Raw genomic sequence first — 25,845 nt, forward strand, 5'->3', positions numbered from 1 at the left:
GCCGGTCGGCGCAGGTGACGCTCGGGTCCCTAACCTCACCCGAGTGGTCAAGCTCTCCGTCATCGTGCCGTTCCACAACGTTCGGCCGTACGCCCCCGACACCCTCCGCAGTCTGCTTCTGAACGCGGAGAACCCCGGAAACTCCCCGAATCCCGGGGAAAGGGACGTCGAATTCCTCCTGGTCGACGACTGTTCGACGGACGGCACCTCCGATCTCCTGGACCGCGCGGAAAAGGAGATTCCCGGCGCGGTCGTGCTGCGGCACAAGCGCCGCCGGGGGGTGTCCGCCGCGCGCAACACCGGCCTGGACGCCGCGCGCGGGACGTACCTCGCCTTCCTCGACGGGGACGACTGGGTCGCTCCCGGCCACTTCCGCGAGCTGCTGGCCGCCGCCGAGGCGCTGGGCTGCGACTTCCTCCGCACCGACCACGTGCGGTGCGCCGGCCGCAGGCGCACCGTGGTGCGCGCCCCGCACGGCCGCCGCGGCACCGTGCTGGACCCGCGCGGCGCGATCCTCCCCGCCCACCGCACCACCTCCGTCGACTACGCCTACGCCTGGGCCGGCGTCTACCACCGGCGGCTGCTGGAGAGCGGCGTCCTCCGCTTCGACGAGGAGCTGCGCACCGCCGAGGACCGGCCGTGGATCTGGCGGCTGCACCGCGAGGCGGCGTCCTTCGCCGTGGTCGGGCTGACGGGCGTCTTCTACCGGCGCGACGTCCCCACCTCCCTCACCCGGATCGGCGACGAGCGGCAGCTCGACTTCATCCCCGCCTACGACCGGCTGGTCGAGGAGACCTCCCGCGACCGCGACGCGGCGGAGCTGCTGCCCAAGGCCGTCCGCACCTACTGCGCGGTCGTCCACCACCATTTGACGAGCGACCGCTTCGAGCCGCACGTGGCCCGCACGGTGCGCGCCCGCTGCGCCGCCGCCCTGCGGCGGCTCCCCGAGGACCTGGTGCGGCGGGCCGTGGACTCCATGGACGCCGAACGCGCCGTCCGGCTGCGCCGGCTGCTCCGCCGCCCCGTCCTGTCCTCCGTGCTCCGCCCCGACCACCGCGCCCGTACCGCCGGCGCCGCCGCGGGAGCCGGCCGATGAGCCCGGCCCGCCGCGTCCGGCTGCTGGTCGCCGGCACCGCGCAGGGCGTCGCGCTGCTGGCCGCGGCGCTGGACGTCGGACTGCTGGCGGAAAGGCCGCCGGAGGAAGGACCGCCGGAGGAGAGGCTGCCGGAGGGGGACGAGGAGCGGGTGCTGCTGGTCGCGAACACCGCCGCCGTCCCCGAGACCACCCCCGCCCCGGACGCCCTGCCCGGCTTCGCGCCGCTGCGGCGCCGCTTCGACCGGGTGCTGTCCTGGAACGACGTGATCCGCCCCCTCCACCCCGGCCACTGGGTGCCGCGCGCCGACGACGCGCCCCTGTGGGAGCGGCAGGTGCGGGCGCTGTGGGGTCTGGAGGACGCGGAGGTGGAGCTCGTCGTGGAGGACGTCCACACCGCCCCGGCGCAGGCCCTCGCCCGGATCTTCCCCGACGCCCCGCTGGACGTGTACGCCACCGGGGCCGCGGCGTACGGCCCCACTCCCGGCCGGCTCGACCCGCTCCTGGGCACCCGGGTGCGGCGGCTGCTCCACCCCGGTCTGCTGCCCGGTCTGAGTCCGCTGCTGCTGGCGGAGTTCGGCGTGGAGCCGCGGGCCGTGCCGGCCGGGGCGCTGCGGGCCGTCCTGGCCGAGTCGGCGCGCGAACTGCCGCCGCCGGACGCGCCCGGCAGGTGCGCGCTGCTGGTCGGGCAGGACCCGGACGCGCCGGGCGCGCTCGCGGCCGGCGAGGAGGAGCGGCTCCAGGCGCGGATGCTGCGCGCCCTGCGGGCGCTGGGGCACCGCACGGTGGTCTTCGCCCCCCACCCGGCCGCCCCGGAGCACCGGGTGCGGGCGCTCCGGGAGCGGGCCGGGCGGCTGGGCGTGGAGCTGTCGGCCGCCGAGGGCTCGCCGCCGCCGGAGGTGCTGTGCGAGCGGCTGCGTCCGGCCCTGGTGACCGGCTTCCCGCCGGGGACGCTGCTGACCGCCAGCGCCGTCCTGGAGCTGCCGGCCGCCCGCTGCGGCACGGACGCCGTGCTCGCCCGCATGGCCCCCTACGAGAACGCCGACCGCGTCCCCGCGGTGATCGCCGAGGCGCTGCTGCCGGACCTGGAGGAACCGGCGGCGGGCGGCGGGCGGGGCGAGGAGACCCGGACGGAACTCGCGGGGCTGGTGCGGGCGATGGCCTTCTGCATGTGGCCGCGGGTCCATCCGGAGCTGCGGGGGGAGGCGGAGCGCTTCCTGGCCGCGCACCCCGGCGACCGCGTCCGGCGCCACTTTCCGCGCCGCCGTCTGGCACTCCTCGCCCTGCCCGGCGCCCTCCCCGCCGGTCTGGAGCCCGTCGCCCGCAGCGAGACCGTGCGGCGCGCCGCGCGCCGTGCCCGCGCGCTGGGGCGGAGGGTGCGCCGCTGAGACCGGCCGCGGGCCGCGGGAAAGCGGCCCGCTGCGTGTCGTTCGTCACAGGACGGCCGGGCGGCCGGCCGTCCCGATGTCCCGTCCGCCCTGGTTGGAGGGCATGCCGGGGCCGGACGGCGGGAGGCCGCCCGGCCGGGGAGTGAGCCGCGTCTCTGTTTGGACGGCGCCTCCTCCCCGCATCCTGGACTGGCCGCGGCATTCGTCCGCGGCGACCGCAGACCGTCGGCGCGCCGGTGCACGGGCGTGTCATGAGGCGAGACGAGGACACCACCATGGGCCACACGATGGCGGCGAGGATCGCGGCACCCTGGGTCCGCACCGGCGGACCGTCGGACGAGGAGCGGGAGAAGCTGGTCGAGCAGGCGCTCGGCTGGACGCTCACCGTGCTGATCGCCGTGATCGCCACCGGGCTCGGGCTGCTCTGAGCCGAAGCGCTCGCTCCCGCACCGGACGTGCGCGGACGTCCCCCGGCCACCGCCGGGGGACGTCCGCGTCTCCGCGCCCGGGCGGCCGGGCGCGGGTTCTCAGAAGGCGTCCGCGGGGGTGTGGGTGCCCCACACCTCGCGGAGGGTGTTGCAGACCTCGCCGACGGTGGCGCGGGCGCGGAGGGCCTCCTTCATCGGGTGGAGCACGTTGTCGCTGCCCTCGGCGGCCTTGCGCAGCGCGGCCAGGGCGGCGTCGACGGCCGCCTGGTCGCGCTCGGCGCGCAGCCGCGCCAGCCGCTCGGCCTGCTGGGCCTCGATGGCCGGGTCGACGCGGAGCGGCTCGTAGGGCTCCTCCTCGTCGAGCTGGAACCGGTTGACGCCGACCACGACCCGCTCGCCGGAGTCGGTCTCCTGGGCGATGCGGTACGCGGAGCGCTCGATCTCGCTCTTCTGGTAGCCGCGCTCGATGGCGGCGACCGCGCCGCCCATCTCCTCCACCTTCGCCATCAGCTCCAGCGCCGCCTCCTCCACCCGGTCGGTGAGCGACTCCACCACGTACGAGCCGGCGAACGGGTCGACGGTGGCGGTCACGTCCGTCTCGTAGGCGAGGACCTGCTGGGTGCGCAGCGCCAGCCGGGCGGACTTGTCGGTGGGCAGCGCGATGGCCTCGTCGTAGGAGTTGGTGTGCAGCGACTGGGTGCCGCCCAGCACCGCGCCCAGGCCCTGGATCGCCACCCGGACCAGGTTGACCTCCGGCTGCTGGGCCGTCAGCTGCACCCCGGCGGTCTGGGTGTGGAACCGCAGCATCATCGACTTGGGGTTCTTCGCCCCGAACTCCTCGCGCATCACCCGCGCCCAGATCCGGCGGGCGGCGCGGAACTTGGCCACCTCCTCCAGGATCGTGGTGCGCGCCACGAAGAAGAACGACAGCCGCGGCGCGAAGTCGTCCACGTCCATCCCGGCCGCCACCGCGGTGCGCACGTACTCGATGCCGTCGGCCAGGGTGAAGGCGATCTCCTGCGCCGGGGTGGCCCCGGCCTCGGCCATGTGGTAGCCGGAGATGGAGATGGTGTTCCAGCGCGGCATCTCCGTCCTGCAGTACCGGAAGATGTCCGCGATCAGCCGCAGCGACGGCTTGGGCGGGAAGATGTAGGTGCCGCGGGCGATGTACTCCTTGAGCACGTCGTTCTGGATGGTGCCGGTCAGCCGGTGCGCGGGCACGCCCTGCTCCTCGGCGACCAGCTGGTACAGCAGCAGCAGCACCGCGGCGGGCGCGTTGATGGTCATCGAGGTGGAGACCTCGCCCAGCGGGATGCCGTCGAACAGCACCCGCATGTCCTCGATGGAGTCGATCGCCACGCCGACCTTGCCGACCTCGCCGTGGGCGATCGGGGCGTCGGAGTCGTGCCCCATCTGGGTGGGCAGGTCGAACGCCACCGACAGGCCCATGGTGCCGTTGGCGATGAGCTGCTTGTAGCGGGCGTTGGACTCCACCGCCGTGCCGAACCCGGCGTACTGCCGCATCGTCCACGGCCGCCCGGTGTACATCGTCGGGTAGACGCCCCGGGTGTAGGGGTAGGCGCCCGGCTCGCCCAGCTTCCCGGCCGGATCCCAGTCCCGGAGCGCCTCGGGTCCGTAGACCGGCTCGATCGGCAGTCCGCTCTCCGTGAGCCGAGCGCTGCCAGTCTCGCGTGCCATGTTCGGTGCCTCCCGGTTCGTCGCCCTGTCCGACACGGACTGTAGCGATCGGCGCGCGGATGGCGGGAGAGCCACAGCCTGGGACCTTGCTCACAGAAGAGCGGGTGCCCCCTCGGAAGAGTCTCCGTGCGTCGCTCGTGCAACGATTCCCCCCGCCCTCTCCCGCACCGCCCGGGGTTCGGGCATGGTTGCGGCCGGGAATCCCCACTCGTGGAGAACGGGTGGGAGCAGGGGTTCCACGATGCCCGGGGGGTTTCATGACACACAGGCCCACGAGGGCCGGCGTCGGCGTCGTGTGCGCCGCGGCGGCCGTCGCACTGCTGGCGTCGGGCTGCGCGGTGCAGCCCGCCGGGGCGGAGCCGCACGGACCGGCGGCGTCCGCGCCGCCGTCGGCGGCACCGTCCGTGACCGCCGCCGCGCCCGCCGCCCCGGCCGCGCCGTCGAAGCCGCCGTCGGCGTCGGCGAGCACCGGGAGGAAGGAGGCGGCGGAGCACGAGGAGAAGGCCGGGAAGGCCGGGAAGCCCGCGCCGCCGGCGGCCCCCACCACTTCCGCGGCGCCCCCGCCCGCGCTGATGGCGCAGGGCTCCGAGGGCGAGAAGGTCCGGGAGCTCCAGGCCCGGCTGCGCCAGACGGGGCACTTCGGCCTCAATCCGACCGGCTACTACGGGACGGTCACCGTCCGGTCCGTGTCCGCGTTCCAGAAGGGGCGGGGCCTGCCGGCCGACGGCCGGGTCACGGACGCCACCTGGAGAACGCTGACGGCGCACACGAGGACGCCCACCCGGCAGGAGCTGTACCCGCCGACCACCCGGCCGGTGGCCGACCCGGACCCGCGGTGCCTGACGGGGCGCGTGCTGTGCATCAGCAAGGAGAGCCGGACGCTGGCCTGGATGATCGACGGGAAGATCGTCTCGGCCATGGACGTGCGCTTCGGATCGGAGCTCACCCCCACCCGGGAGGGCGAGTTCGGGGTCACCTTCAAGAGCCGGCACCACCACTCGACGCTCTACGACACCCCGATGCCGTACGCGCTGTTCTTCAGCGGGGGGCAGGCGGTGCACTACTCCGCGGACTTCGCCGCCAACGGCTACAACGGCGCCTCGCACGGCTGTGTCAACGTGCGGGACGAGAAGAAGATCGCCGCGCTCTTCGACCAGGTGCGCGTGGGCGAGAAGGTGGTCGTCTACTGACGGCCGGCGGGAACCGTCGTCTACTGACGGCCGGCGGGACCGGGGCGCCGCGGCGGGGACGCCGGGAAGGGCGCCGGGGGAGACGGTGAGAAGCGGCGCGGGCGGGACCGGGGGAACGAACCCCGCCCGCGCCTACGCGCATCCCGCAGGTACGGGGGGAACCTTGGGTGGCGCGTTCGCCGATGACCAGTCGGCTCATTTCTTACTGCGTCGGTGGCTCGAAAAGTGTCACACCTGCCGCTCCCCCGTCTTCCCGGAGCGGTTCGGAGCAGCTCGGAGCGGTTCGGAGCGGGCCGGGGTTCAGGAACCGGCCGGCCCGGCGACCGCGGCGGCCCGGTCGGACGCGGGGTCGGATGCCGGGTCGGCGGGACCGGCGGAGGGGCCCGTCCCGCCCGGACGGGACGTTCCGTCGCCGGCGGGGACGGCGGTCTCCTCGTCCTCGGGCAGCGTGTCGCCGCTCTCGCCCTCGCCGGGAAGGACGTCGCCGCTCTCCCCGCCCTCGCCGGGGAGGACGTCACCGCTCTCGCCGCCCCTCGGGGGGTTCGCCGGGACCCCCGGTCCCGTGCCGTTCCCGCCGGACGCGCCGCCGCCGTTGGACGAACCGCCGCCGGGCGAACGGCCGTCGGACGGATCGCCGTCCGGGCCTCCGTGACGGCGGCAGAAGTCCTCGACCCTGTTGGGGCCGCCCGCGGCGCGCTCCAGCTCCGCGCGGCCGGCCTTGTCCAGTCCGCCGTTCCCGCGCTTGTCGCACAGCGCCTCGGCCCACGCGTCCGGCGCGGCCTCCCGGTCGGCGGGGTCCTCGGCTCCGGTTCTTTCGCCGTCGCGCGGGGCGTCGCCGGAGGATCCGCCGTCCCCGGTGCCGCCGTCCCCGGTGCCGCGGTCGCCGGGGCGGGCGCCGGGGCGGTCGCCGGCGGGGGCGCCGTCGCCCGTTCCACCGGATCCGCCGTCCTGTCCGTTCCCGCCGGCGGGTGTCCCGTGGCCGCCGGCGGCACGCCGGCCGGTGCCCTCCTCCGCGGGCAGGGACGACACGCTCGACACCGGGGAGGGCGAATCGTTCCCGCCGTGGAACGGCGTCGGCAGCACACCGGTGCCCGCTGCGACGGCGACGCCGCCCACCACGCAGCCGGCGATCCCCACCGCGAGACCCACCCGCAGGGGACGGCCGTACGAGCCGGCCCACGGCATCCGGCGGGCGCGCCGCTCCCCGGCGCCGTCCCCGGTCCGGGTGCGGGCCGCCCGGAAGGCCGCCAGTGCGGCGGCCTCCCCGGGCAGTTCGCCTCCGCCGTCGTCCGCGCCGGACGCGGACGTGCGGCCGGCTGTGGCGGCAGCGGTCGCGGGGACGGCGGCGAGTTCCGCGAGGGCCTTCACCAGGGCGGCTGTCCGCGCGTCGTGCCCCGCGGACGGGCCGTGGGCCGGACGGCCGCGCAGCAGCCGCTCCGCGGCCTCCTCGTCCAGCCAGTCGTACCGGTCGTCGGCCCTCACGTTTCCCTCAGCGCTCTTCCGGCCTTTTCCGTCACACCGCGTGCGGCGTTCGTGCCCGTGCGCGGCACGGGAACCCCGTCGCCCGCCGCCTCCTCGCCGTCGAGCATCTCCGCGAGCTTGCGCAGACCGCGGTGCGCGGCGGTCCGTACCGCGCCCGGCCGCTTGCCCAGCACCTTCGCGGCTCCCTTGGCGTCGAGGCCGACCACCACCCGCAGCACGACCGCCTCGGCCTGGTCGCGCGGCAGCCGGGAGATCAGGGCCATGGCGCGGCCGGTGCCGATGGACTCCAGCGCCTCGTCGACGGTGTCGGAGCCCGCGGGCAGCACGGCCAGTTCGGCCTCGTCGTCGGCGGAGCCGGTGGCGGGCCGCCGCCCCCGGGCGCGGATGTGGTCCAGGGCGCGGTTGCGGGCGATCCGCGCCGTCCACCCGCGGAAGCGGTCGGCGTCGCCCTCGAAACGTTCCAGGTCCCTGGCTATCTGGAGCCACGCCTCGGACGCCACGTCCTCGGCGTCGGCCTCCGGGACCAGTGTCCGCACGTATCCCAGCAGGCGGGGATGTACGGCCCGGTAGACGGTGCGGAAGGCGCATTCGTCCCCCTCCCGCGCCGCTCGCACCGCTGCGGTGAGTTCCGCGTCTTCCCCCTGCACGCCTTGTCCTGCCCCACTTCGCGATGTAGCGCCCGCCCGCGCCCCTGGCCGGGCGCGGTCTCGCCATGATGCTTCGATCCGCGTCGATGCGAAGCAGCACGCTACGACCTAGTGTGCTCCCCCGTCCATGCGGACGGGTCGGTAGTTACGGAGAAGAGAGACACCGGGGGGTTCCGGGGAGGCCCCGGGGAGAGGTCGCGGAGGTCCTGCGCGGAGGCGGCGGGACCGGCGGGTAACACTTTTCCGTCCCCCGGCGCTGATGTGGACAACGGGCCTCGCTCGGCGCGAAGGCCCGTACTCGATGGCGGCCGGGGTCTCTCCTGTGGGGGGTGGCGACCCCGGCCGTCTTCGCCTTCCCGGCCCCTCCCGCCCCCGCCCGGCGCCCTCCTCCGCCCTCTCCGTCCCCGTTCCGCCGCTTCCGTCCGGGGGGCTGTGACATTTCGTCTCCCCGGCACGCTGAGCGGAATGCCCCGTTCCGTTTGGGGCGGCCGTACTTCGGGCCCCGGCCCGAACGACATGACAAGGGGCGGGGCTTGGGTCCGCGAAGAGCACGTGCGCGCAGAACGACGAGCGTGAGGGGGCGCGTCTGGCTGGCCCTGGGGGCCGTGGTCGCCGGCGGCGCCGGAGTGGTGACCGTGGCCGTGGCGAGCCCCCCGGAGGACCGCGGGCCGTCCGTGACCGCGTCGCCGGTCAGGGTCCACTCCGTGAAGCTCCGGGCCGGGGGCAGCGGCAAGGAGGAGGTCGCCCGCCGCGACACCAGGCCGTTCAGCCTGCTGGGCATCTCCTGGCCGCGGGCCGCCGCCGAACTCGACGGCCGGGCCGAGGTGCGCACCCGCAGCACCGAGACGGGCCAGTGGTCCCCCTGGCAGGAACTGGGGCTGGACCTGAGGGCCCCCGAGAGCGCGGAGGGCCGTGAGATCCGGGCCCGCGGCGCGACCGAACCGCGCTGGGTCGGCCCCTCGGACGGCGTCGAGGCCCGCGTCGTGTCGGACGACGGGCGGACGACCGCCGGACTTCCCGGCGGCATGCGGCTGGACCTGGTCGACCCGGGCGTGACGAAGCGCGAGGCGAAGGCCGCCGACGCCGGGACCGGCCCCGCGGACCCCGGCTCGGACCTGGAGCCCGCCGCCTACGTGGCCGAGGACCCCACGGCCTCCCCCACCGGGACCGACCCGGCGCCCGCCACCACCGCGCCCGCCCCCTCCGGGAGCACCCCCGCGCCGGGCGACACCGCCACCACCCCCGCGCCGGACGACACCGCCACGGCGAGCCCCACCGGCGGCCCCTCCGCCACCCCGTCGCCCTCCGACAGCGCGACGCCGAGCCCGACCCCGACCGTGCCGACCGCGCCCGAGTCGGCCGTCACCCGGCCGCCCGTCGTCCCCCGCTCCGTCTGGGGCGCCGACGAGTCGCTGGTCGAGGAGCCCCCGGCGTACCTGGCGGACGGCATCAAGGCGGTCTTCGTCCACCACACCACGGACGCCAACGCCTACAGCTGCTCGCAGTCGCCCGCGATCGTCCGGGCGATCATGGCGTACCAGACCGAGGGCAACGGCTGGAACGACCTGGGCTACAACTTCCTGGTCGACAAGTGCGGCACGGTCTTCGAGGGCCGCGGCGGCGGCGCCGACCTGCCGGTGTACGGCGCCCACACCTACGGCTTCAACAGCCACTCCGCCGGCATCGCGGTGATCGGCAACTACGCCACCGACGGCGTGCCCACCTCACCGGCCCTGAACGCCGTGGCGCGGGTGGCCGCGTGGAAGCTGGGCCAGTACGGCGTGAACCCCGCGGGCAGGGTGACGCTCACCGCCGCGGAGGACACCGGCGTCTGGAAGAAGGGCGCCCGGGCGACGCTCAACACCGTCTCCGGCCACCGCGACGGCTTCGCCACCGAGTGCCCCGGCCAGTCCCTCTACGACAGGCTGCCGGAGATCCGGCGCTTCGCCGCGAGCCCGGCCGCGAGCTCCGCCACCCCGACCGCGGACTTCAACCGCGACGGCATGGCCGACCTGGCGGCCGGCGCCCACCGGGCCGCGGTCGGCTCCGCGTCGGGCGCGGGCGCCGTCACCGTGGTGCCCGGCGGCGTGGACGGACCGGTGGCCGGGGCCAGGGTGACCCTCTCCCAGTCCAGCCCGGGCGTCGCGGGCGCCTCGGAGCCGGGTGACAACTTCGGCGAGGCCACCGCGTACGGCGACGTCGACGGCGACGGCCACGCGGACCTGGTCGTCGGCATCCCCGGCGAGAACGACACGGCCGGCCACACCGACTCCGGCGGCGCGGTCGTCCTGTACGGGCCCGGCTTCGACAGGAGCCACTGGCTGGATCCCGCCGAGCGGGACCGCGTGGACGGGGCCCGGTTCGGCTCCACCGTCGCCGTCGGCGACTTCGACAGCGACGGCCACGCCGACGTCTTCACCGCCTCCCGGAAGGGACCGGCCGGCTGGTGGACGTTCGGCGGCGCCGACCGCCGCGTGCGCAAGGGCACCCTCCAGGCGGCGTCCGGCACCATCTCCCACCTGGCGTCCGCCACCGGCGACTTCAACCGCGACGGCTACGCCGACGTGGTCCTGGGCCACCGGGACTCCGGCGGCACCGGCCGGCTGACGCTCCTCAACGGCTCGGCCGAGGGCCTGAAGTACGTCGGCCTCGCCTCCGTCAAGGGCGGCCGTTCGGTCGCCGCGGGCGACATAAACGGCGACGGCTACGCGGACCTGGTGGTCGGCCAGCCGTACACCGCCGAGTCCGGCGCCCACAGCGGCGGCCAGATCACCGTGCTGCCCGGTTCGGCCGGCGGCCCCACCACCACCGGCCGGAAGGTGATCCACCAGGACACCTCCGGGGTCCCGGGCGCCGCCGAGGCCGGCGACGCGATGGGCTGGTCGGTGGCCGTCGGGGACGTCGACGGCGACGGCCGCGCCGACGTCCTCGCCGGTGTGGCCCGCGAGGACCTCACCCGCGACGGCGTCAACCGCAAGGACGCGGGCACGTCGCTGCTGTTCACCGGCACCTCGTCCGGACTGAGCACTTCCGGTACCCGGTCCCTCCACCAGGACACCTCCGGGATGCCCGGGGTGAGCGAGTCCGGCGACCGCCTCGGTACGGCGGTCCTCCTCGCCGACCTCTCCGGCTGGGGCCGCACCGATCTCGCCATCGGCGCGGACGGCGAGGACACCGGCGACGGCACGGTCCTCCAGCTCGACGCCGGCAGCAGGGGCGTCTCGGCCTCCGGCGGCGTCTACTACACCCGCTCGAAGCTGGGCCTGGCCGCGGACGTCCGGCTGGGCGGGCAGCTCGCGCCGTGACCGGGTGACCGGCCTCCCGCGCGGTCCATCCGCGCGGGAGGCCGGGGGCCGGGCGGGGGCGTCGTCCCGTCCGGCCCCCTTCCGTTCCCGGCGGCGGGGCCCGGCGCGGCGGCGCCGGTTCGACATGGCGTCAACTGTCCGCCTCAGGACGTTCCGTGTCGACGTTCCCGCGTGCCCGTGGAAGGATCTCGTCCGTGATGGATGCGGCGGGTGACGGCAACCGTGCCTCTCCGGAGTACAGCGGAGACCTGAGCGCTGCGGTGCTCGGCGCGCAACGGGGCGACGAGGCGGCCTTCCGCGCCGTCTACCGCCGACTGAACCCCGAACTCCTCCGTTACGCGGCCGTCATCGTCGGCCAGGACGCCGAGGACGTGGTGGCCGAGACGTGGTTACAGATCGCCCGGGACGTCCTGCGGTTCGAGGGGGACGGCGTCGCGTTCCGCCGGTTCGCCCTGGCGGTGACGCGCAACCGTGCCCGGGACGTCCTGCGGCGCAGGAAGAGGCGTGTGCAGGAGATCGCCGTACCGACCGACGAGCTGCCCGAACCGCGCGCGGCCGGCGTCTCCGGCGGGGGAAGCGCCCCGGACGCGGCGGAGGTGGTCGGAGCGGAACTGTCCGCGCGTGAGATCGTCTCCCTCATCGGCACCCTCCCGGGCCCACAGGCGGAAGCGGTGCTGCTGCGCGTGGTCCTGGACCTGGACACCAGGAGCAGCGCCGAGATCCTCGGCAAACGACCGGGAGCGGTGGCCATGGCGCTGTCACGTGGTCTGAAGAAACTGGCCCGGCTGGTGGAACGGCCCGAGGCAACGGCGGTACGGAGGTGAACGACCCGATGCGGGACGGGAAGGAAGGCGCCCGTGTGGACGAGGCCGTACTGCGCCGTCTGATCGCCGAGGGCTCCCGGTCGGGAGCCGGACGCCGGAACCCGGCCGACCAGCCGTCGGAGACCAGCCTGCGTGCCCTCGCCGCCGCGCTCAACGCCATGGCGGCGCCGGAGCCCGGCGAGCTCAAGGGCGAGGAGGAGGCCCTGGCGGCCTTCCGCGCGGCCCGCGCCGGACAGGCCGTCGAACCGGCGACCGGTCTGCGCGGACGCCTGACCCGCCTGGTACGGCGTCTGCGGGGGACGCGCACCGGCGCGCTGGGCGTGATCGCGGTGGCCGTCCTCGGCAGCGGGGTGGCGGTGGCCTCCGGCGGGGTCCCGTTCCTGCCCGGGGACGAACCGGCGGGGTCCCCCGGCTCCTCGTCGGTGCCGGACACCGCCTCGTCCCCGTCCTCCCCCGGGTCCCCGGGCGGCCCCGCGGCGGCGGGCCGGCGTCCGGACCACTCGGAGCCCGGCGGCATCCGGCCCTCCACGATCTCGGCGCGGGTCGTCGCGCTGTGCCGGTCCCACCAGGAGGACCCGGACTCCGCCCCGCGGAAGCCGCTGGCCGAAGCGGCGGGCGGCCGCGACCGGGTCGACGCCTACTGCGAGCGGGTCCTGGACGTCTCCGGGACCCGGCGAGGCCTGGAGGAGGACCGGAAGAACGGCCAGGGCAACGGTGACCCCGGCAACGGGAACAACGGCCAGAACAGCGGCCAGGGAAACGGAAATTCCGGCAACGGAAACGGGAACCCCGGCAACAGCGGTCAGGGCAACGGGAATACCGGCACCGGCCAGAGCAACAACGGCCAGGGCAACGGGAACAACGGCCGGGGCAACCCCGGCAACGGGAACGGCAACCCCGGCAACGGGAACCAGGCCGGCGGGAACGGGAACCAGGGCCGGGGCAACGGAAACGGCGACCCGGGCACGGGCACCGGCAGCGGGGACAACGGCCGGGGCAACCCCGGCAACGGGAACGGCAACCCGGGCAACGGCAGAGGCCCCGAGGCCGACGGCCCCCGGGCGCGGGGCGTTCCGGGGGGCGTCCCCGGCGGCGGTTCCCCGGATCGCCCCGCCGCCCACCGCCTCTGAGCCCTCGTCGACCCACCCCGTAAGGTCGGGCCATGGATTTCCGACTGTCCAGGCCCCGCGGACGGCTGCTCGCGGCTGCCGCCGCCGTCGCCGTCCTCGCCGGAGGCGGTGTGTGGGCGGCCCTCCCGGACGACGAGCCTGCCGTCCGCCACTCGGAGCGGACGTTCACCCTGCCCGAGTCCTCCGGTGACGGCCGAGGCGGCGGGAAGGGCGACGGCGGCACCGTCCGGATCGACACCTCCTACTTCACCGCCGGGGACCCGGACGCCCGCCGCCCCGCGGTGCTGCTGGGCCACGGCTTCGGCGGCAGCAAGGCGGACCTGCGCGAGCAGGCCGAGGAGCTGGCCCGCTCCGGTTACGCCGTGCTCACCTGGTCCGCCCGCGGCTTCGGCGCCTCCACCGGCCGGATCGGGCTCAACGACCCCGAGCGCGAGGTCGCCGACGTCAGCCGCCTGATCGACTGGCTCGCGAAGCGGCCCGAGGTCCGGCTCGACGGGGAGGGCGACCCCCGCGTGGGGGTGGCGGGCGCCTCCTACGGCGGCGCGGTCTCGCTGCTGGCCGCCGGGTACGACGAGCGGGTCGACGCCATCGCCCCCCGCATCACCTACTGGGACCTGTCCGAGGCGCTCTTCCCCGACGGCGTCTTCAAGGAGCTGTGGACCGGCATCTTCTTCACCACCGGGTCCACGGTCTCCGGCACCGGCACCCCCACCGCCGGGCCGGCGGCGCGGCGGGTCGGCTGCGGCCGGTTCGCCGCGGACCTGTGCGCGATGTACGAGCGGGTCGCCGTCTCCGGGGAGCCGGACGAGGAGGCCCGCGAGCTGCTGCGGGAGCGCAGCCCGGCGGCGGTCGCCGACCGGATCGACGTGCCCACCCTGATCCTCCAGGGCCAGTCCGACTCGCTCTTCCCGCTGGACCACGCCGACGCCATGGCGAAGGCGATCCGCGGCAACGGCGCCCCGGTGGCGGTGGAGTGGATCGCGGGCGGCCACGACGGCGGCCCCGACGAGACGGGGAGGCTGGACGCCCGTACCCGCGCCTGGTTCGACCGCCACCTCAAGGGCGACGGCGGCGCGGACACCGGCCCGGCCTTCCGCGTCACCCGCACCGGCGGGATGGACTCCACCGACGGGGAGGTGCGGCTGCGCGCCGCCACCGCCGGCGGCTACCCCGGTCTGCGCGACGGCGCCCGGACCGTCCCGCTGCGCGGACCCGAGCAGACCTTCGCCAATCCGGCGGGCGGCGGCCCGCCCGCCGTCTCCGCCGTGCCCGGTCTCGGCGCGGGCGGGCTGTCGGACCTGGGCGTGAGCCTGTCCCTGGACTACCCCGGCCAGCACGCCCGGTTCGAGTCGGCGCCGCTGAAGGAGTCCGTGCAGGTCACCGGCTCGCCCACGGTGCGGGTGAGGGTGCGGGCGGACTCCGCGGACGGCAGCGCGGTGCTGTTCGCCAAGCTCTACGACGTCGGGCCCGACGGACGCCGCCAGTCCCTGCCCGAGCAGCTGGTGGCCCCGGTGCGGGTCACCGGCGCCGGGGACGGCCGGACCGTCGAGGTGCGGCTGCCGGCGATCGACCACCGCTTCGAGTCCGGGCACCGCATGCGGCTGGTGCTCTCCGCGACCGACCTGGCCTACGCCTCGCCGGCCGAGCCGGCCGCCTACACCGTCTCCCTGGCCGGCGACGGGGTGAGCGTGCCGACCGCGCCGGGGCTGGAGGTCGCCGCGGAGCCGCTGCCGTGGTGGGTGTGGGTCCTGCCGCCGGCCGGTGCGGTCGCGGGCGCGGTGCTGCTGCTGACCGGACGCCGCCGGGGCGCCGCGAAGGGCGCCTCGCCCGGGACGGACCCGGAGCGGGCGGACGTGCCGCTGGAGATCACCGGCCTGTCCAAGCGGTACGCGGGCTCGGCCGACCGCTACGCGGTGCGCGACCTGTCGTTCCGCGTGGAACGCGGCCAGGTGCTCGGCCTGCTGGGCCCCAACGGCGCGGGGAAGACCACCACGCTGCGCATGCTGATGGGCCTGATCACCCCCGACAGCGGCGAGATCCGGGTCTTCGGCCACCGGATCCGGCCGGGGGCGCCCGTCCTGTCGCGGGTCGGCGCGTTCGTCGAGGGCGCCGGTTTCCTGCCGCACCTGTCCGGCCGGGCCAACCTGGAGCTGTACTGGCGGGCCACCGGACGTCCCGCCGAGGACGCGCACCTGGAGGAGGCGCTGGAGATCGCCGGGCTCGGCGACGCCCTGGAGCGCGCGGTGCGCACCTACTCGCAGGGCATGCGGCAGCGGCTGGCGATCGCCCAGGCCATGCTGGGGCTGCCGGACCTGCTGATCCTGGACGAGCCGACCAACGGCCTGGACCCGCCGCAGATCCGCGAGATGCGGGAGGTGATGATCCGCTACGCGTCCGGCGGGCGCACGGTGATCGTCTCCAGCCATCTGCTGGCCGAGGTCGAGCAGACGTGCACGCATCTGGTGGTCATGGACCGCGGGCGGCTGGTGCAGGCGGGCCCGGTGGAGGAGATCACCGGCTCCGGGGACACCGTGCTCGTCGGGGTGCGGGGCCCTGTTCCGGAGGAGCTGCCGGAGAAGGTGGCCGCCCTGCCCGGCGTCGGGTCGGCCGTCGCCACCGAGGAGGGGCTGCTGGTGCGGCTCGACGGCGCCGGCACGGCGCAGCTGCTGGCCGAGCTCCTGCGGCTGGAGGTGCCGGTGGTCAGCGCCGGTCCGCACCGCCGCCTGGAGGACGCCTTCCTCACCCTGATCGGAGGAGCGCGATGACCGCCACCCCTTCCTCACCGGTTTCCCCGCCCGCTCACCCGTCGCCCTCGGGCGCGGCGCACGGGTACCGCCCGCGGCGGACCCTGCCGCTGCGGGTGGAGGCGGTGCGGCAGCTCCGGCGCCGCCGCACCCTGGCGGCCGGGCTGGTGCTGGCCGGGCTGCCCCTGGTGCTGATCGCGGCCTTCGCGATCGGCGGCGAGCCCGAGCCCGGCGGGCGGCGCATCAACCTGATGGACACCGCGACCGCCACGGGCCTGAACTTCGCCGCCATGGCGCTGTTCGTCTCGGCGGGCTTCCTGCTGGTGGTGCCGGTGGCGCTGTTCTGCGGCGACGCGGTGGCCTCCGAGGCGAGCTGGTCCTCGCTGCGCTACCTGCTGGCCGCGCCGGTGCCGCGGGCGAGGCTGCTGCTGAGCAAGCTCGCCGTGGCGCTGGCGTTCAGCGCGGCGGCGATGGCGCTGCTGCCGCTGGTGGCCCTGGCGGCGGGCTCGGCGGCGTACGGCTGGGGACCGCTGGAGCTGCCGGCGGGCGGGACGCTGCCCGCGGGCGAGGCGCTGGGGCGGCTCGCGGTCGCGGTGGCGTACGTCTTCACCGGCCAGCTGGTCACGGCCTCGCTGGCGTTCTGGCTGTCGACGGTCACGGACGCGCCGCTGGGCGCGGTCGGCGGCGCGATCGGGCTGACGATCGTCGGCAACATCCTGGACGCGGTCACCGCGCTGGGCGACTGGCGCGAGCTGCTCCCGGCCCACTGGCAGTTCGCCTGGGTGGACGTGTTCCAGAGCGAACTGGAGTGGGGCGGGATGCTCCGGGGCGCGGCGCTGTCGGTGGCCTACGCGCTGGTGCTGTTCGCCCTGGCCTTCCGCCACTTCCGCACCAAGGACATCGTCTCCTGAGACGTGCCCCCGGGGGGGACGCCCCGGACGCATCCCGGGCGGCGCCCCCTTCCCGGGGGCGCCGCTCAGGACACCCGGTCGGCCAGGTCCCGGAACGCCGACCAGTCCAGGGCGGGCCGCGCCGGGTCCCACAGTTTCTGGGCCACGGCCCGCAGCGGCATGCGGATGCCGCGCGCGACCTGCCCGGCGGTCTGGGCCCCGGCCAGGTCGCACCAGACGGCCAGCCGTCCGCCCTGGATCCGGCCGGGGCCGGCGAGCCTCTCCGGCACGGGCCCGGTGCCGCGCAGGACGGCCGGGGTCCACTCCTCGTAGATGCGCTCGCCGGTGGGGTAGACGAACTCGTTGGGCTCGCCGAGCACGTAGTAGAGGTACTCGTCGTTGAGGTTGACCGTCTCCCAGCCCTCCCTCAGGTACTCCTCGGGGGGCCGGGCGCCGATCTCCTTCCCCGTCCAGTAGGCCACCTGGCGGGGTCTGCTCGGCCGGACGACGCCGCCGCGGTACTGGCCGTCGTTCCACACCTGCGGGACGAAGCCCTCCTTCCGCACGGTGGCGGCTCGGTCGTTGAGCCAGGCCGTGGCCAGGTCCCGGACGCCGGCCCGGGGGCCGTGCTCGCGGCGGGCGGCCTCGGCCAGGTCCGGGTAGGCGGCCTCGGGGTCGGACGCCGTCAGCGCCCGGTACTCGTCGCCGCCCAGGTGCCAGTAGGGGCCGGGGCCGGGCTGGTCGCGGAAGAGGGGCGCGTACTCGCGCAGCAGGTCGTCCACGAGCCGGGCGGCGCGCGGGTCGGAGATGTCCACGGCGCCGGGGGCGGGGTCGCCGTCGGCGTCGCGCAGTCGCAGCCCGGGGTGGGCGTCGAGCACCGCGCCGAGGTGGCCGGGCGAGTCGATCTCGGGGATGACGGCGATGTGCCGGGAGTTGGCCAGCTCGACGATCCGGCGCAGCTCGGCCTTGGTCAGGTGCGGGTCGGAGACGATCTCCGGGTGGGAGTCGCTCTCGACGCGGAACGCCTGGTCGTCGGAGAGGTGGAGCTGGAGCTGGTTGAGTTTGAGGTCGCCCATCTCGCGGATGCGGTCCTCGATCCAGTCCGCGCTGAAGTGCTTGCGCGCGATGTCGATCATCAGGCCGCGCTGCGGGCGGTCGGGCCAGTCCCGGACGGTGCCCGGGGGCATCCGGCCGCCGCCGCGGAGGGCCTGGAGGAGGGTGCGGGTGCCGTGGAAGACCCCGGTGTCGGTGCGGCCGGTGATGGTGACCCGGCCCGGGCCGGCGGTGAGCGTGTAGCCCTCGCGGCCCCTGATCTCCTCCTCGGGGGCGTCGGGGTCCAGGACGAGTTCGACGTCGCCGGGGCCGGGCGGACCGGCGGTGTGGTCGGCGTCCAGCTCCTCCGCCAGCAGCTCCGCCTCGTCGGCCGCCTCGCCGTCGGGGTCGGCCACGACGCGGGTGCCCGGCCCGGGCTGCCAGCCGGGGCCGGGCGCGGGTTCCCACCGGCGCACGGAGGGGACGGTGGCGGGGGCGGCGGGGAGCAGGACGGCCGGGACGTCGGCGGCGCGCCGGGGGCGGTCCGCGGGGGCGCCGCCGTCCGGCCGGTCGCCGGGGAGGAGGACGAGGGTGACCGCGGCGGCCGCGGCGGCCACGACCGCGGCGGCGATCGCCATGGACTTCTTCCTGCGGGAGGTTCGCCTGCGTCTGCGTCCCATGAAGTGACCGTATTGCCCTTTTCCAGTCCTTACTCGTCAATCATGCGCCCGAGGCCCGTCTCGTCCGGGTGAAAGCTTCCCGCCCCTCGGGCACGCTCCTTCGCCTATCGTTACCGTGTCGTCATCCCCCGTCACACGGACACCCCGTACACCAGACCCAGTCCCGCCGTCCGCCCGTCACCGGGATCTCCGCCGGCCGCCCCGGCTCCGCCTCCGCCCCATTCCCCGTGACGTCCCCGACGTCTCCCCGCGCACGAGGAGTCCATGCGCCTGCCCCCTCAGCGAAGTGAGGCGACGCCGCTCCACCGCCTCAACAGCGCCCCGCCCTCCGGCCTCCGGGAGGCCCTGCTCACCTGCTGCGGCAGCCGGCGCTGGGCGGAGAGGATCGTCGCCCACCGCCCCTACCCGGATCTGGAGTCGCTGCTGGCAGCCGCCGACGAGGCCGGCTACGACCTCACCGACGAGGACCTCTCCGAGGCGCTGAGCAGGGAGTCCTCCACCGGGCCGGGGTACGGGGGCCTGCTGTGGGACGGGCGCCCCACCGCCGTCTCCGGCCCCGGGACGCTCGCGGCGCACACGGCCCTGCGCGCCGCGCACGCCGCCTACGAGAGCCGGTTCGGCCACGCCTTCGTCCTGTGCGTGGACGGCGTCCGCGAGGAGGAGGCCCTCGACCACGTCCTCGCCGCGATCCGCACCCGGCTGGGCAACGAGGCCGAGCGGGAGCGCGCCGTGGCCGCCGACGAACTGCGCCGCATCGCGCGCGGTCGGCTGCTGAGACTGGCCCGGGACGGGGATTTCGGGGTATCTTCTGACGAAAAAACCACAAACACCCGGGTAAGGGCGCCGGAGACGGCTCACCAGGGACGCGCACCTAGCCCGTCCGTGCCTGATTGATCACATCTGAGCCCCCCGAGGAACCGAACCGGAACGGCGTCGATACCATGGCGGGTGGCCGGTGGACCGTACCCGGCCGGGCCAGACCGACATTGAAGCCGGCCGGCCCCGTGATACCGCTCTCGGAGGGTTTTTCCGTGCCGGCTGGAACGCTGTACCGCGGCCGGGAAGGCATGTGGTCCTGGGTGGCTCACCGAGTCACCGGTGTCCTCATCTTCTTCTTCCTGTTCGTGCACGTCCTGGACACATCATTGGTCCGCGTCTCCCCGGAGGCGTACGACGACACCGTGGCGGTCTACAAGACACCGATCGTCGCGCTTCTGGAGTACGGCCTCGTGGCCGCCATCCTCTTCCACGCGCTCAACGGCCTGCGGGTCGTGGCCGTCGACTTCTGGTCGAAGGGCACCAAGTACCAGCGGCAGATGCTGTGGGCCGTGATGGGCATCTGGATCGTGCTGATGATCGGGGCGCTGTACCCGGTCCTCGGGCACGCCGTGAGCGAGTTGTTCGGGAGCTGAGCCATGGCCTTTGACGTAGACAACCCCGCCCCGGTCATCGAGCCGCCCCGTGCGCGCACGGGCAGGACTCCCAAGGCCACGCGCGGCAACTTCGAAATGCACGCCTGGCTGTTCATGCGGCTGTCGGGCATCGTGCTGGTGGTCCTGGTCGTGGGCCACCTGCTGATCCAGCTCGTCCTGGACGGCGGTGTCAGCAAGATCAACTTCGCCTTCGTGGCCGGTCGCTGGGCCTCGCCCTTCTGGATGACGTGGGACCTGCTGATGCTGTGGCTCGCCATGCTGCACGGCGCCAACGGCCTGCGGACCGTCATCAACGACTACGCCGAGCGGGACGGCACGCGCTTCTGGCTGAAGATGCTGCTGTACACCGCCACGGTGTTCACCGTCCTCCTGGGCACGCTGGTGATCTTCACCTTCGACCCGAACATCCGCTAGAGCCGGGGCTGAGTCCACACCCATGAAGATCCACAAGTACGACACCGTCATCGTCGGCGCCGGCGGCGCCGGGATGCGCGCGGCCATCGAGGCCACCAAGCGCAGCCGCACCGCCGTGCTGACCAAGCTCTACCCCACCCGCTCCCACACCGGCGCCGCCCAGGGCGGCATGGCCGCCGCCCTGGCCAACGTCGAGGAGGACAACTGGGAGTGGCACACCTTCGACACGATCAAGGGCGGTGACTACCTGGTCGACCAGGACGCCGCCGAGATCCTGGCGAAGGAGGCCATCGACGCCGTCCTCGACCTGGAGAAGATGGGCCTGCCCTTCAACCGGACCCCCGAGGGCACCATCGACCAGCGCCGCTTCGGCGGCCACTCCCGCAACCACGGCGAGGCCCCGGTCCGCCGGTCCTGCTACGCGGCGGACCGCACCGGCCACATGATCCTCCAGACGCTGTACCAGAACTGCGTCAAGGAGGGCGTGGAGTTCTTCAACGAGTTCTACGTCCTGGACCTGCTGCTCAACGAGGTCGACGGGGTCCGCAAGACCGCCGGCGTCGTCGCCTACGAGCTGGCCACCGGCGACATCCACGTCTTCCAGGCGAAGGCCGTGATCTTCGCCTCGGGCGGCAACGGCAAGTTCTTCAAGGTGACCTCCAACGCCCACACCCTGACCGGTGACGGCCAGGCCGCGGCGTTCCGCCGGGGGCTGCCGCTGGAGGACATGGAGTTCTTCCAGTTCCACCCGACGGGCATCTGGCGCATGGGCATCCTCCTCACCGAGGGCGCCCGCGGCGAGGGCGGCATCCTCCGCAACAAGGACGGCGAGCGCTTCATGGAGAAGTACGCGCCCGTCATGAAGGACCTGGCCTCGCGCGACGTCGTCTCCCGCGCGATCTACACCGAGATCCGCGAGGGCCGCGGCTGCGGCCCCGAGGGCGACCACGTCTACCTGGACCTGACCCACCTGCCGCCGGAGCAGCTCGACGCCAAGCTGCCGGACATCACCGAGTTCGCGCGGACCTACCTGGGCATCGAGCCGTACACCGACCCGATCCCGATCCAGCCGACCGCCCACTACGCGATGGGCGGCATCCCGACCAACGTCATGGGCGAGGTGCTGGCCGACAACACCACGGTGGTGCCGGGCCTGTACGCCGCCGGCGAGGTCGCCTGCGTGTCGGTCCACGGCGCCAACCGCCTGGGCACCAACTCGCTGCTGGACATCAACGTCTTCGGCCGCCGGGCGGGCATCGCCGCCGCCGAGTACGCCGCGACCGCCGACTACGTCGACCTGCCGGAGGACCCGGCCGGGTTCGTCGAGCGGCAGGTGGAGTCGCTGCGCTCCTCGGAGGGCACCGAGCGGGTCACCGAGATCCGCAAGGCGCTCCAGGAGACCATGGACAAGAACGTCATGGTCTTCCGCACCGAGCAGACGCTGAAGGAGGCCGTCGAGGAGATCGGCGCCCTGCGCAAGCGCTACAAGAACGTGTCGGTGCAGGACAAGGGCAAGCGGTTCAACACCGACCTGCTGGAGGCCATCGAGCTGGGCAACCTGCTCGACCTGGCCGAGGTGACGGCCGTCTCCGCGCTGGCCCGCAAGGAGTCGCGCGGCGGCCACTACCGCGAGGACTACCCCAACCGCGACGACGTCAACTTCATGCGCCACACCATGGCGTACCGTGAGGTGGGCGACGACGGCACCGAGTCGATCCGGCTGGACTACAAGCCGGTCGTGCAGACCCGCTACCAGCCGATGGAGCGTAAGTACTGATGGCCACCCCCGTCATGGACAAGGCCGAGGCCGGGGCCCCGGCGAACGACAGCCCCTACATCACCGTCACTCTCCGCATCCGGCGGTTCAACCCGGAGGTCTCCGACGAGGCCCGCTGGGAGGACTTCCAGATCGAGATCGACCCCAAGGAACGCGTCCTCGACGCCCTCCACAAGATCAAGTGGGAGCTGGACGGCACGCTGACCTTCCGGCGCTCCTGCGCGCACGGCATCTGCGGCTCCGACGCGATGCGCATCAACGGCCGCAACCGGCTGGCCTGCAAGACGCTGATCAAGGACATCAGCCCGGAGAAGCCGATCACCGTCGAGCCCATAAAGGGCCTCGCGGTCCAGAAGGACCTGGTGGTCGACATGGAGCCGTTCTTCCAGGCGTACCGGGACGTGATGCCCTTCCTGATCACCAAGGGCAACGAGCCGACCCGCGAGCGCCTGCAGTCCCCCGAGGACCGCGAGCGGTTCGACGACACCACCAAGTGCATCCTGTGCGCCGCGTGCACCACCTCGTGCCCGGTGTTCTGGAACGACGGCCAGTACTTCGGCCCGGCGGCGATCGTCAACGCGCACCGCTTCATCTTCGACTCCCGCGACGAGGGCGGTGAGCAGCGCCTGGAGGTCCTCAACGACCGCGAGGGCGTGTGGCGCTGCCGCACCACCTTCAACTGCACGGAGGCCTGCCCGCGCGGCATCGAGATCACCAAGGCCATCCAGGAGGTCAAGCGCGCGCTGATCACGCGGCGCTACTGAGTCCCGTGTGCGGGGCCGGGGAACCGGCCCCGCACGGGGAGTGCGTACGGCCCGGCCCCGGTGGACGCGTCCACCGGGGCCGGGCCGTACGCACTCGCGCCCTCCCGTCCCGCCGGGCGCGGGATGGGAGGGCGCGTTCCGGATCAGAGGCGGTCCAGCTCCCACAGGCGCCAGACGCCGCTGTTGTCCGTCAGGTACTGCGCGCCGGCGATGTCGTCCGTGCTCAGCACGTACGCCTTGTCCTGCCACAGCGGGAGCAGCGGCACGTCCACCGCCACGCGCCGGTGGATCTCCCGGAACCGCTCCAGCACCGCGCTCCGGTCGTAGCCGCGCCGGGTGTCGCCGATCATCCGGTCGACCTTCGCGTCGCCGTACCCGGTGCTGTGCACCCCGTCCGTGCCCACCAGCGGCGCGGTGTAGGCGTCGGGGTCGGGGTAGTCCCGGAACCGGTCGACGAGGTAGGCGTCGAACGCGCCCTTCGCCATGCCCTCCCGGAAGGCGTCCGGCGCGTACTCCCGGACGGTGACCTCGAACAGGCCGGAGGACTCCAGCTGGTCCTTCAGCGTCCCGGCCTCCTCGGCCGCCGCCCGCTGCTCCGCGGAGTAGGCGATCTCGAAGCGCACCGGCGTCTCGGCGCCGCCCCGCTCCAGCAGCTGCGCCGCGCGCCCGGCGTCGGGCTCGCCGTAGCGCTCGTGGAACACGGCGGCGTGGCCGTTGACGCCCTGCGGGATCAGCGAGTACAGCGGCTCCACCGTGCGCTGGTGGACGTGGCGGGCGATCGCCGTGCGGTTCACCAGGGAGGCGACGGCCTGCCGGACCGCCCGTCCGGACGTGGCCGAGGCGGGGCGGAGGTTGAACGCCAGCGCGCGGGTCTCGTGCCCGGGCTGGTCGTGGAGCCTGATGCCCTGGTCGCTCGGGCTGATCGCGGCCGTCTCGGCGGGCGGCATGTGCCCGGCGTTGACCTCGATCTCCCGCTTCCGCCACGCCTCGGACAGGTCCTCGGGCTTCGCGTAGTACCGGATCTCGACGCGGTGGGTGGGGAGTTCCTCCAGCACCCCGGCGTATCCGCCGTTGGGCGCCAGCCGTGCCACGCGTCCGGGCTCGTACCCGTCGAGCGTGTACGGGCCCGAGCCGATCGCCCGGTCGTCCTGGAGCAGGTCGTCCGCCGGGTACCTCCGGCTGTCCACGATCGACCCCGCGCCGCCGGCGATCTTGTACGGGAAGGCGGCGTCGGAGGTCTTCAGCCGGAACTCCACCGCGTTGCCGTCGATCCGCACCTCCCCGAGGGTGTCGAACAGCTTCGCCGGCCCCTCGGGGTGGTCGATCTTCAGGATGCGGTCGAAGGAGTGCTTGACGTCCTCCGCGGTCAGCGCGCTGCCGTCGGTGAACTCCAGTCCCGGCCGGAGGGTGCAGCGGTAGACCGTGAGCTCGCTGTCGGCGAAGCGGCACTGGTCCGCCGCGTCGGGCACCGGTTCGGCGTTGCCGGGGGTGAAGGTCATCAGCGACTGGTACACGTTGGAGAACAGCCGCCAGGAGCCCGCGTCGTACGCCCCGGCCGGGTCGAGCGAGGCGATGCCGTCGGTGGTGCCGACCGTGATGGTCCGCTCCTCGGGGTCCGGCCGCACGAGGCTCCAGCCGCCGACTCCGGCCGTGACGATCACCCCCATCGCCACTCCGAGCCAGACGGCTCTCCTGCCTCCGGACCTGCTCATGTGCGGTCGCCCCCTTTCTTGCCGGGCTACTGGATCGATCATCGATCGTCCAGAGCCCTAGAAAATCAGGAGGAAGCTCCCGGACAGAAGAACTCCTGGGTAACAGTCGCATAACCGGACGGCGTGGAGGTTTGAAACGTCTCCCGGACACCCCCCGGCGCCCCGTCAGGCCTGCTTCGAGGCCAGTTCCACCACGGTGATGTCGGACTCCGCGCCCACCCTCACGGGCGGGCCCCAGGCCCCCGCGCCCCGGCTGACGAACAGCTGGGTGTCGCCGTAGCGCTCCAGGCCCGCGAGGGTGGGGTTGGCGGCCTGTGCGAGGTAGGTGACGGGCCACATCTGGCCGCCGTGGGTGTGCCCGGAGAGCTGGAGGTCGACGCCGTGCTCCACCGCGTCGTGGATCATGACCGGCTGGTGGGCCAGGAGCACCACCGCCCGTGAGGTGTCGCGGTCGCCCAGCGCCCGCTCGAAGTCCGGGCCCTGGCCCTCCTCCTCGCCGGCGAGGTCGTTGACGCCGGCCAGGTCGAAGTGGCGCAGTTCGCGGCGGGCGTTCTCCAGCGGCTCCACGCCCAGCTCGCGGACGTGGTCGACCCACTCGCCGGCGTCGCCGAAGTACTCGTGGTTGCCGGTGACGAAGTACGAGCCGTCGCGGGAGCGGAGCTGCGCGAGCGGCTCGGCGGCCGGGCCGAGGTCGGCCACGCTGCCGTCCACCAGGTCGCCGACGACGGCCACCATGTCGGCGTCGGCCCGGTTGATGGTGTCCACGATCCGCTGGGTGTGGGAGCGGCCCAGGATCGGGCCGAGGTGGATGTCGCTGACCACGGCTATGCGGTAGCCGTGGGCGGCCCGGGGCAGCTTGGCCAGCGGCACGGTGACGCGCTTGAGCTTCGGGCCCCTCAGCACGCCGTACGTGCCGTGGCCGACGGTGCCGGCCGCGGCCACGCCCGCGGCGGCGGCCACGGTGCGGGCCACGAACAGCCGCCGGGACGGTCCGGTGGCCGGGCGGCGCCCGTCGTCCCCGGCGTCCCCGCGGTCTCCGGGCCCGTCGCCGTCGGCGGCGGCGCCGCGCACCGCGACGGCGGCGGGGGCGGGGGCGGGCCCGTCCGCCGCCGTGGAGGTCTCCGGGGTTCCGGGAGCCCCGGCCGGAGCGGGTGCCGCGCTCCCGGCCGGGCCGCCCGCGGGGGCGGCGCCGGCCGTGCCGTCGGGGGGGACGG

General features: G+C 74.5%; 20 protein-coding genes. 14 read left to right on the forward strand and 6 right to left on the reverse strand.

Annotated elements, in window-relative coordinates:
* Positions 1 to 43 precede the first annotated feature (43 nt).
* The 3 genes from ABD358_RS11055 to ABD358_RS11065 all read left to right on the forward strand — a co-directional run bounded on the left by ABD358_RS11055 (position 44) and on the right by ABD358_RS11065 (position 2,909).
* Positions 44 to 1,096, forward strand: coding sequence for a glycosyltransferase family 2 protein (locus ABD358_RS11055; RefSeq protein WP_344630740.1), 1,053 nt, complete (start codon positions 44 to 46; stop codon positions 1,094 to 1,096).
* Positions 1,093 to 2,481 (forward strand): hypothetical protein, encoded by a 1,389-nt coding sequence (locus tag ABD358_RS11060; protein ID WP_344630741.1) that lies wholly within the window; start codon positions 1,093 to 1,095, stop codon positions 2,479 to 2,481. The genes ABD358_RS11055 and ABD358_RS11060 overlap by 4 nt, the downstream gene beginning before the upstream one ends.
* 251 nt (positions 2,482 to 2,732) lie before the next feature.
* A complete protein-coding gene (locus ABD358_RS11065) occupies positions 2,733 to 2,909 on the forward strand; it encodes an SCO1431 family membrane protein (RefSeq protein ID WP_344630742.1) in 177 nt (58 codons plus the stop codon).
* 99 nt (positions 2,910 to 3,008) lie between these two features.
* On the opposite strand, the gene ABD358_RS11070 is transcribed toward ABD358_RS11065, so the two are convergent.
* Positions 3,009 to 4,607, reverse strand: a complete 1,599-nt coding sequence (locus ABD358_RS11070; RefSeq protein ID WP_344630743.1) for an acyl-CoA mutase large subunit family protein — start codon at positions 4,605 to 4,607, stop codon at positions 3,009 to 3,011.
* Between the two features lie 257 nt (positions 4,608 to 4,864).
* Between ABD358_RS11070 and ABD358_RS11075 the strand changes: the two genes are divergently transcribed.
* A complete protein-coding gene (locus tag ABD358_RS11075) occupies positions 4,865 to 5,797 on the forward strand; it encodes a L,D-transpeptidase family protein (protein ID WP_344630744.1) in 933 nt (310 codons plus the stop codon).
* Between the two features lie 300 nt (positions 5,798 to 6,097).
* On the opposite strand, the gene ABD358_RS11080 is transcribed toward ABD358_RS11075, so the two are convergent.
* Positions 6,098 to 7,279 carry a hypothetical protein gene (locus tag ABD358_RS11080; protein WP_344630745.1) on the reverse strand — a complete coding sequence of 394 codons (1,182 nt, stop codon included), beginning with the start codon at positions 7,277 to 7,279 and terminating at the stop codon, positions 6,098 to 6,100.
* On the reverse strand, positions 7,276 to 7,926 hold the full coding sequence (locus ABD358_RS11085; RefSeq protein ID WP_344630746.1) for an RNA polymerase sigma factor: 651 nt from the start codon (positions 7,924 to 7,926) through the stop codon (positions 7,276 to 7,278). Before ABD358_RS11085 ends, ABD358_RS11080 begins: the two co-directional genes overlap by 4 nt.
* A gap of 572 nt (positions 7,927 to 8,498) precedes the next feature.
* Here ABD358_RS11085 and ABD358_RS11090 point away from each other — a divergent pair.
* The 5 genes from ABD358_RS11090 (at position 8,499) to ABD358_RS11110 (ending at position 16,840) form a co-directional block, all read left to right on the forward strand.
* A complete protein-coding gene (locus tag ABD358_RS11090; protein WP_344630747.1) occupies positions 8,499 to 11,231 on the forward strand; it encodes an FG-GAP-like repeat-containing protein in 2,733 nt (910 codons plus the stop codon).
* Between the two features lie 197 nt (positions 11,232 to 11,428).
* Positions 11,429 to 12,055 carry an RNA polymerase sigma factor gene (locus ABD358_RS11095; protein ID WP_344630772.1) on the forward strand — a complete coding sequence of 209 codons (627 nt, stop codon included), beginning with the start codon at positions 11,429 to 11,431 and terminating at the stop codon, positions 12,053 to 12,055.
* A 35-nt stretch (positions 12,056 to 12,090) separates the two neighbouring features.
* Positions 12,091 to 13,185: a hypothetical protein gene (locus ABD358_RS11100; RefSeq protein ID WP_344630748.1), complete on the forward strand. Its 1,095-nt coding sequence runs from the start codon at positions 12,091 to 12,093 to the stop codon at positions 13,183 to 13,185.
* A 32-nt stretch (positions 13,186 to 13,217) separates the two neighbouring features.
* A complete protein-coding gene (locus tag ABD358_RS11105; RefSeq protein WP_344630749.1) occupies positions 13,218 to 15,950 on the forward strand; it encodes an alpha/beta fold hydrolase in 2,733 nt (910 codons plus the stop codon).
* Positions 15,947 to 16,840, forward strand: a complete 894-nt coding sequence (locus ABD358_RS11110) for an ABC transporter permease (RefSeq protein ID WP_344630750.1) — start codon at positions 15,947 to 15,949, stop codon at positions 16,838 to 16,840. Before ABD358_RS11105 ends, ABD358_RS11110 begins: the two co-directional genes overlap by 4 nt.
* 65 nt (positions 16,841 to 16,905) lie before the next feature.
* Here the strand turns inward: ABD358_RS11110 and ABD358_RS11115 are convergent, their stop codons facing one another.
* On the reverse strand, positions 16,906 to 18,531 hold the full coding sequence (locus tag ABD358_RS11115; RefSeq protein ID WP_344630751.1) for a family 20 glycosylhydrolase: 1,626 nt from the start codon (positions 18,529 to 18,531) through the stop codon (positions 16,906 to 16,908).
* Between the two features lie 264 nt (positions 18,532 to 18,795).
* Here ABD358_RS11115 and ABD358_RS11120 point away from each other — a divergent pair, with 264 nt between their 5' ends.
* The 5 genes from ABD358_RS11120 (at position 18,796) to ABD358_RS11140 (ending at position 22,919) form a co-directional block, all read left to right on the forward strand.
* On the forward strand, positions 18,796 to 19,425 hold the full coding sequence (locus ABD358_RS11120) for a 2-oxo-4-hydroxy-4-carboxy-5-ureidoimidazoline decarboxylase (protein ID WP_344630752.1): 630 nt from the start codon (positions 18,796 to 18,798) through the stop codon (positions 19,423 to 19,425).
* Between the two features lie 137 nt (positions 19,426 to 19,562).
* Complete coding sequence (sdhC, locus tag ABD358_RS11125) at positions 19,563 to 19,943, forward strand: succinate dehydrogenase, cytochrome b556 subunit (protein ID WP_344630753.1); 381 nt, start codon at positions 19,563 to 19,565, stop codon at positions 19,941 to 19,943.
* Between the two features lie 3 nt (positions 19,944 to 19,946).
* Positions 19,947 to 20,378, forward strand: coding sequence for a succinate dehydrogenase hydrophobic membrane anchor subunit (locus tag ABD358_RS11130; protein WP_344630754.1), 432 nt, complete (start codon positions 19,947 to 19,949; stop codon positions 20,376 to 20,378).
* Between the two features lie 22 nt (positions 20,379 to 20,400).
* Positions 20,401 to 22,155, forward strand: coding sequence for a succinate dehydrogenase flavoprotein subunit (gene sdhA, locus ABD358_RS11135; RefSeq protein WP_344630755.1), 1,755 nt, complete (start codon positions 20,401 to 20,403; stop codon positions 22,153 to 22,155).
* Entirely contained in the window at positions 22,155 to 22,919 is a 765-nt protein-coding gene (locus tag ABD358_RS11140) for a succinate dehydrogenase iron-sulfur subunit (RefSeq protein WP_344630756.1), read from the forward strand. Before sdhA ends, ABD358_RS11140 begins: the two co-directional genes overlap by 1 nt.
* 143 nt (positions 22,920 to 23,062) lie before the next feature.
* Here the strand turns inward: ABD358_RS11140 and ABD358_RS11145 are convergent, their stop codons facing one another.
* A complete protein-coding gene (locus ABD358_RS11145; protein ID WP_344630757.1) occupies positions 23,063 to 24,631 on the reverse strand; it encodes an ABC transporter substrate-binding protein in 1,569 nt (522 codons plus the stop codon).
* Positions 24,632 to 24,796: 165 nt separating this feature from the next.
* The coding region (locus tag ABD358_RS11150) for a metallophosphoesterase (RefSeq protein WP_344630758.1) at positions 24,797 to 25,845 on the reverse strand (1,049 nt) is incomplete at its 5' end.

This window comes from Streptomyces glaucosporus (assembly GCF_039533345.1).
Classification (GTDB): Bacteria; Actinomycetota; Actinomycetes; order Streptomycetales; family Streptomycetaceae; genus Streptomyces; species Streptomyces glaucosporus.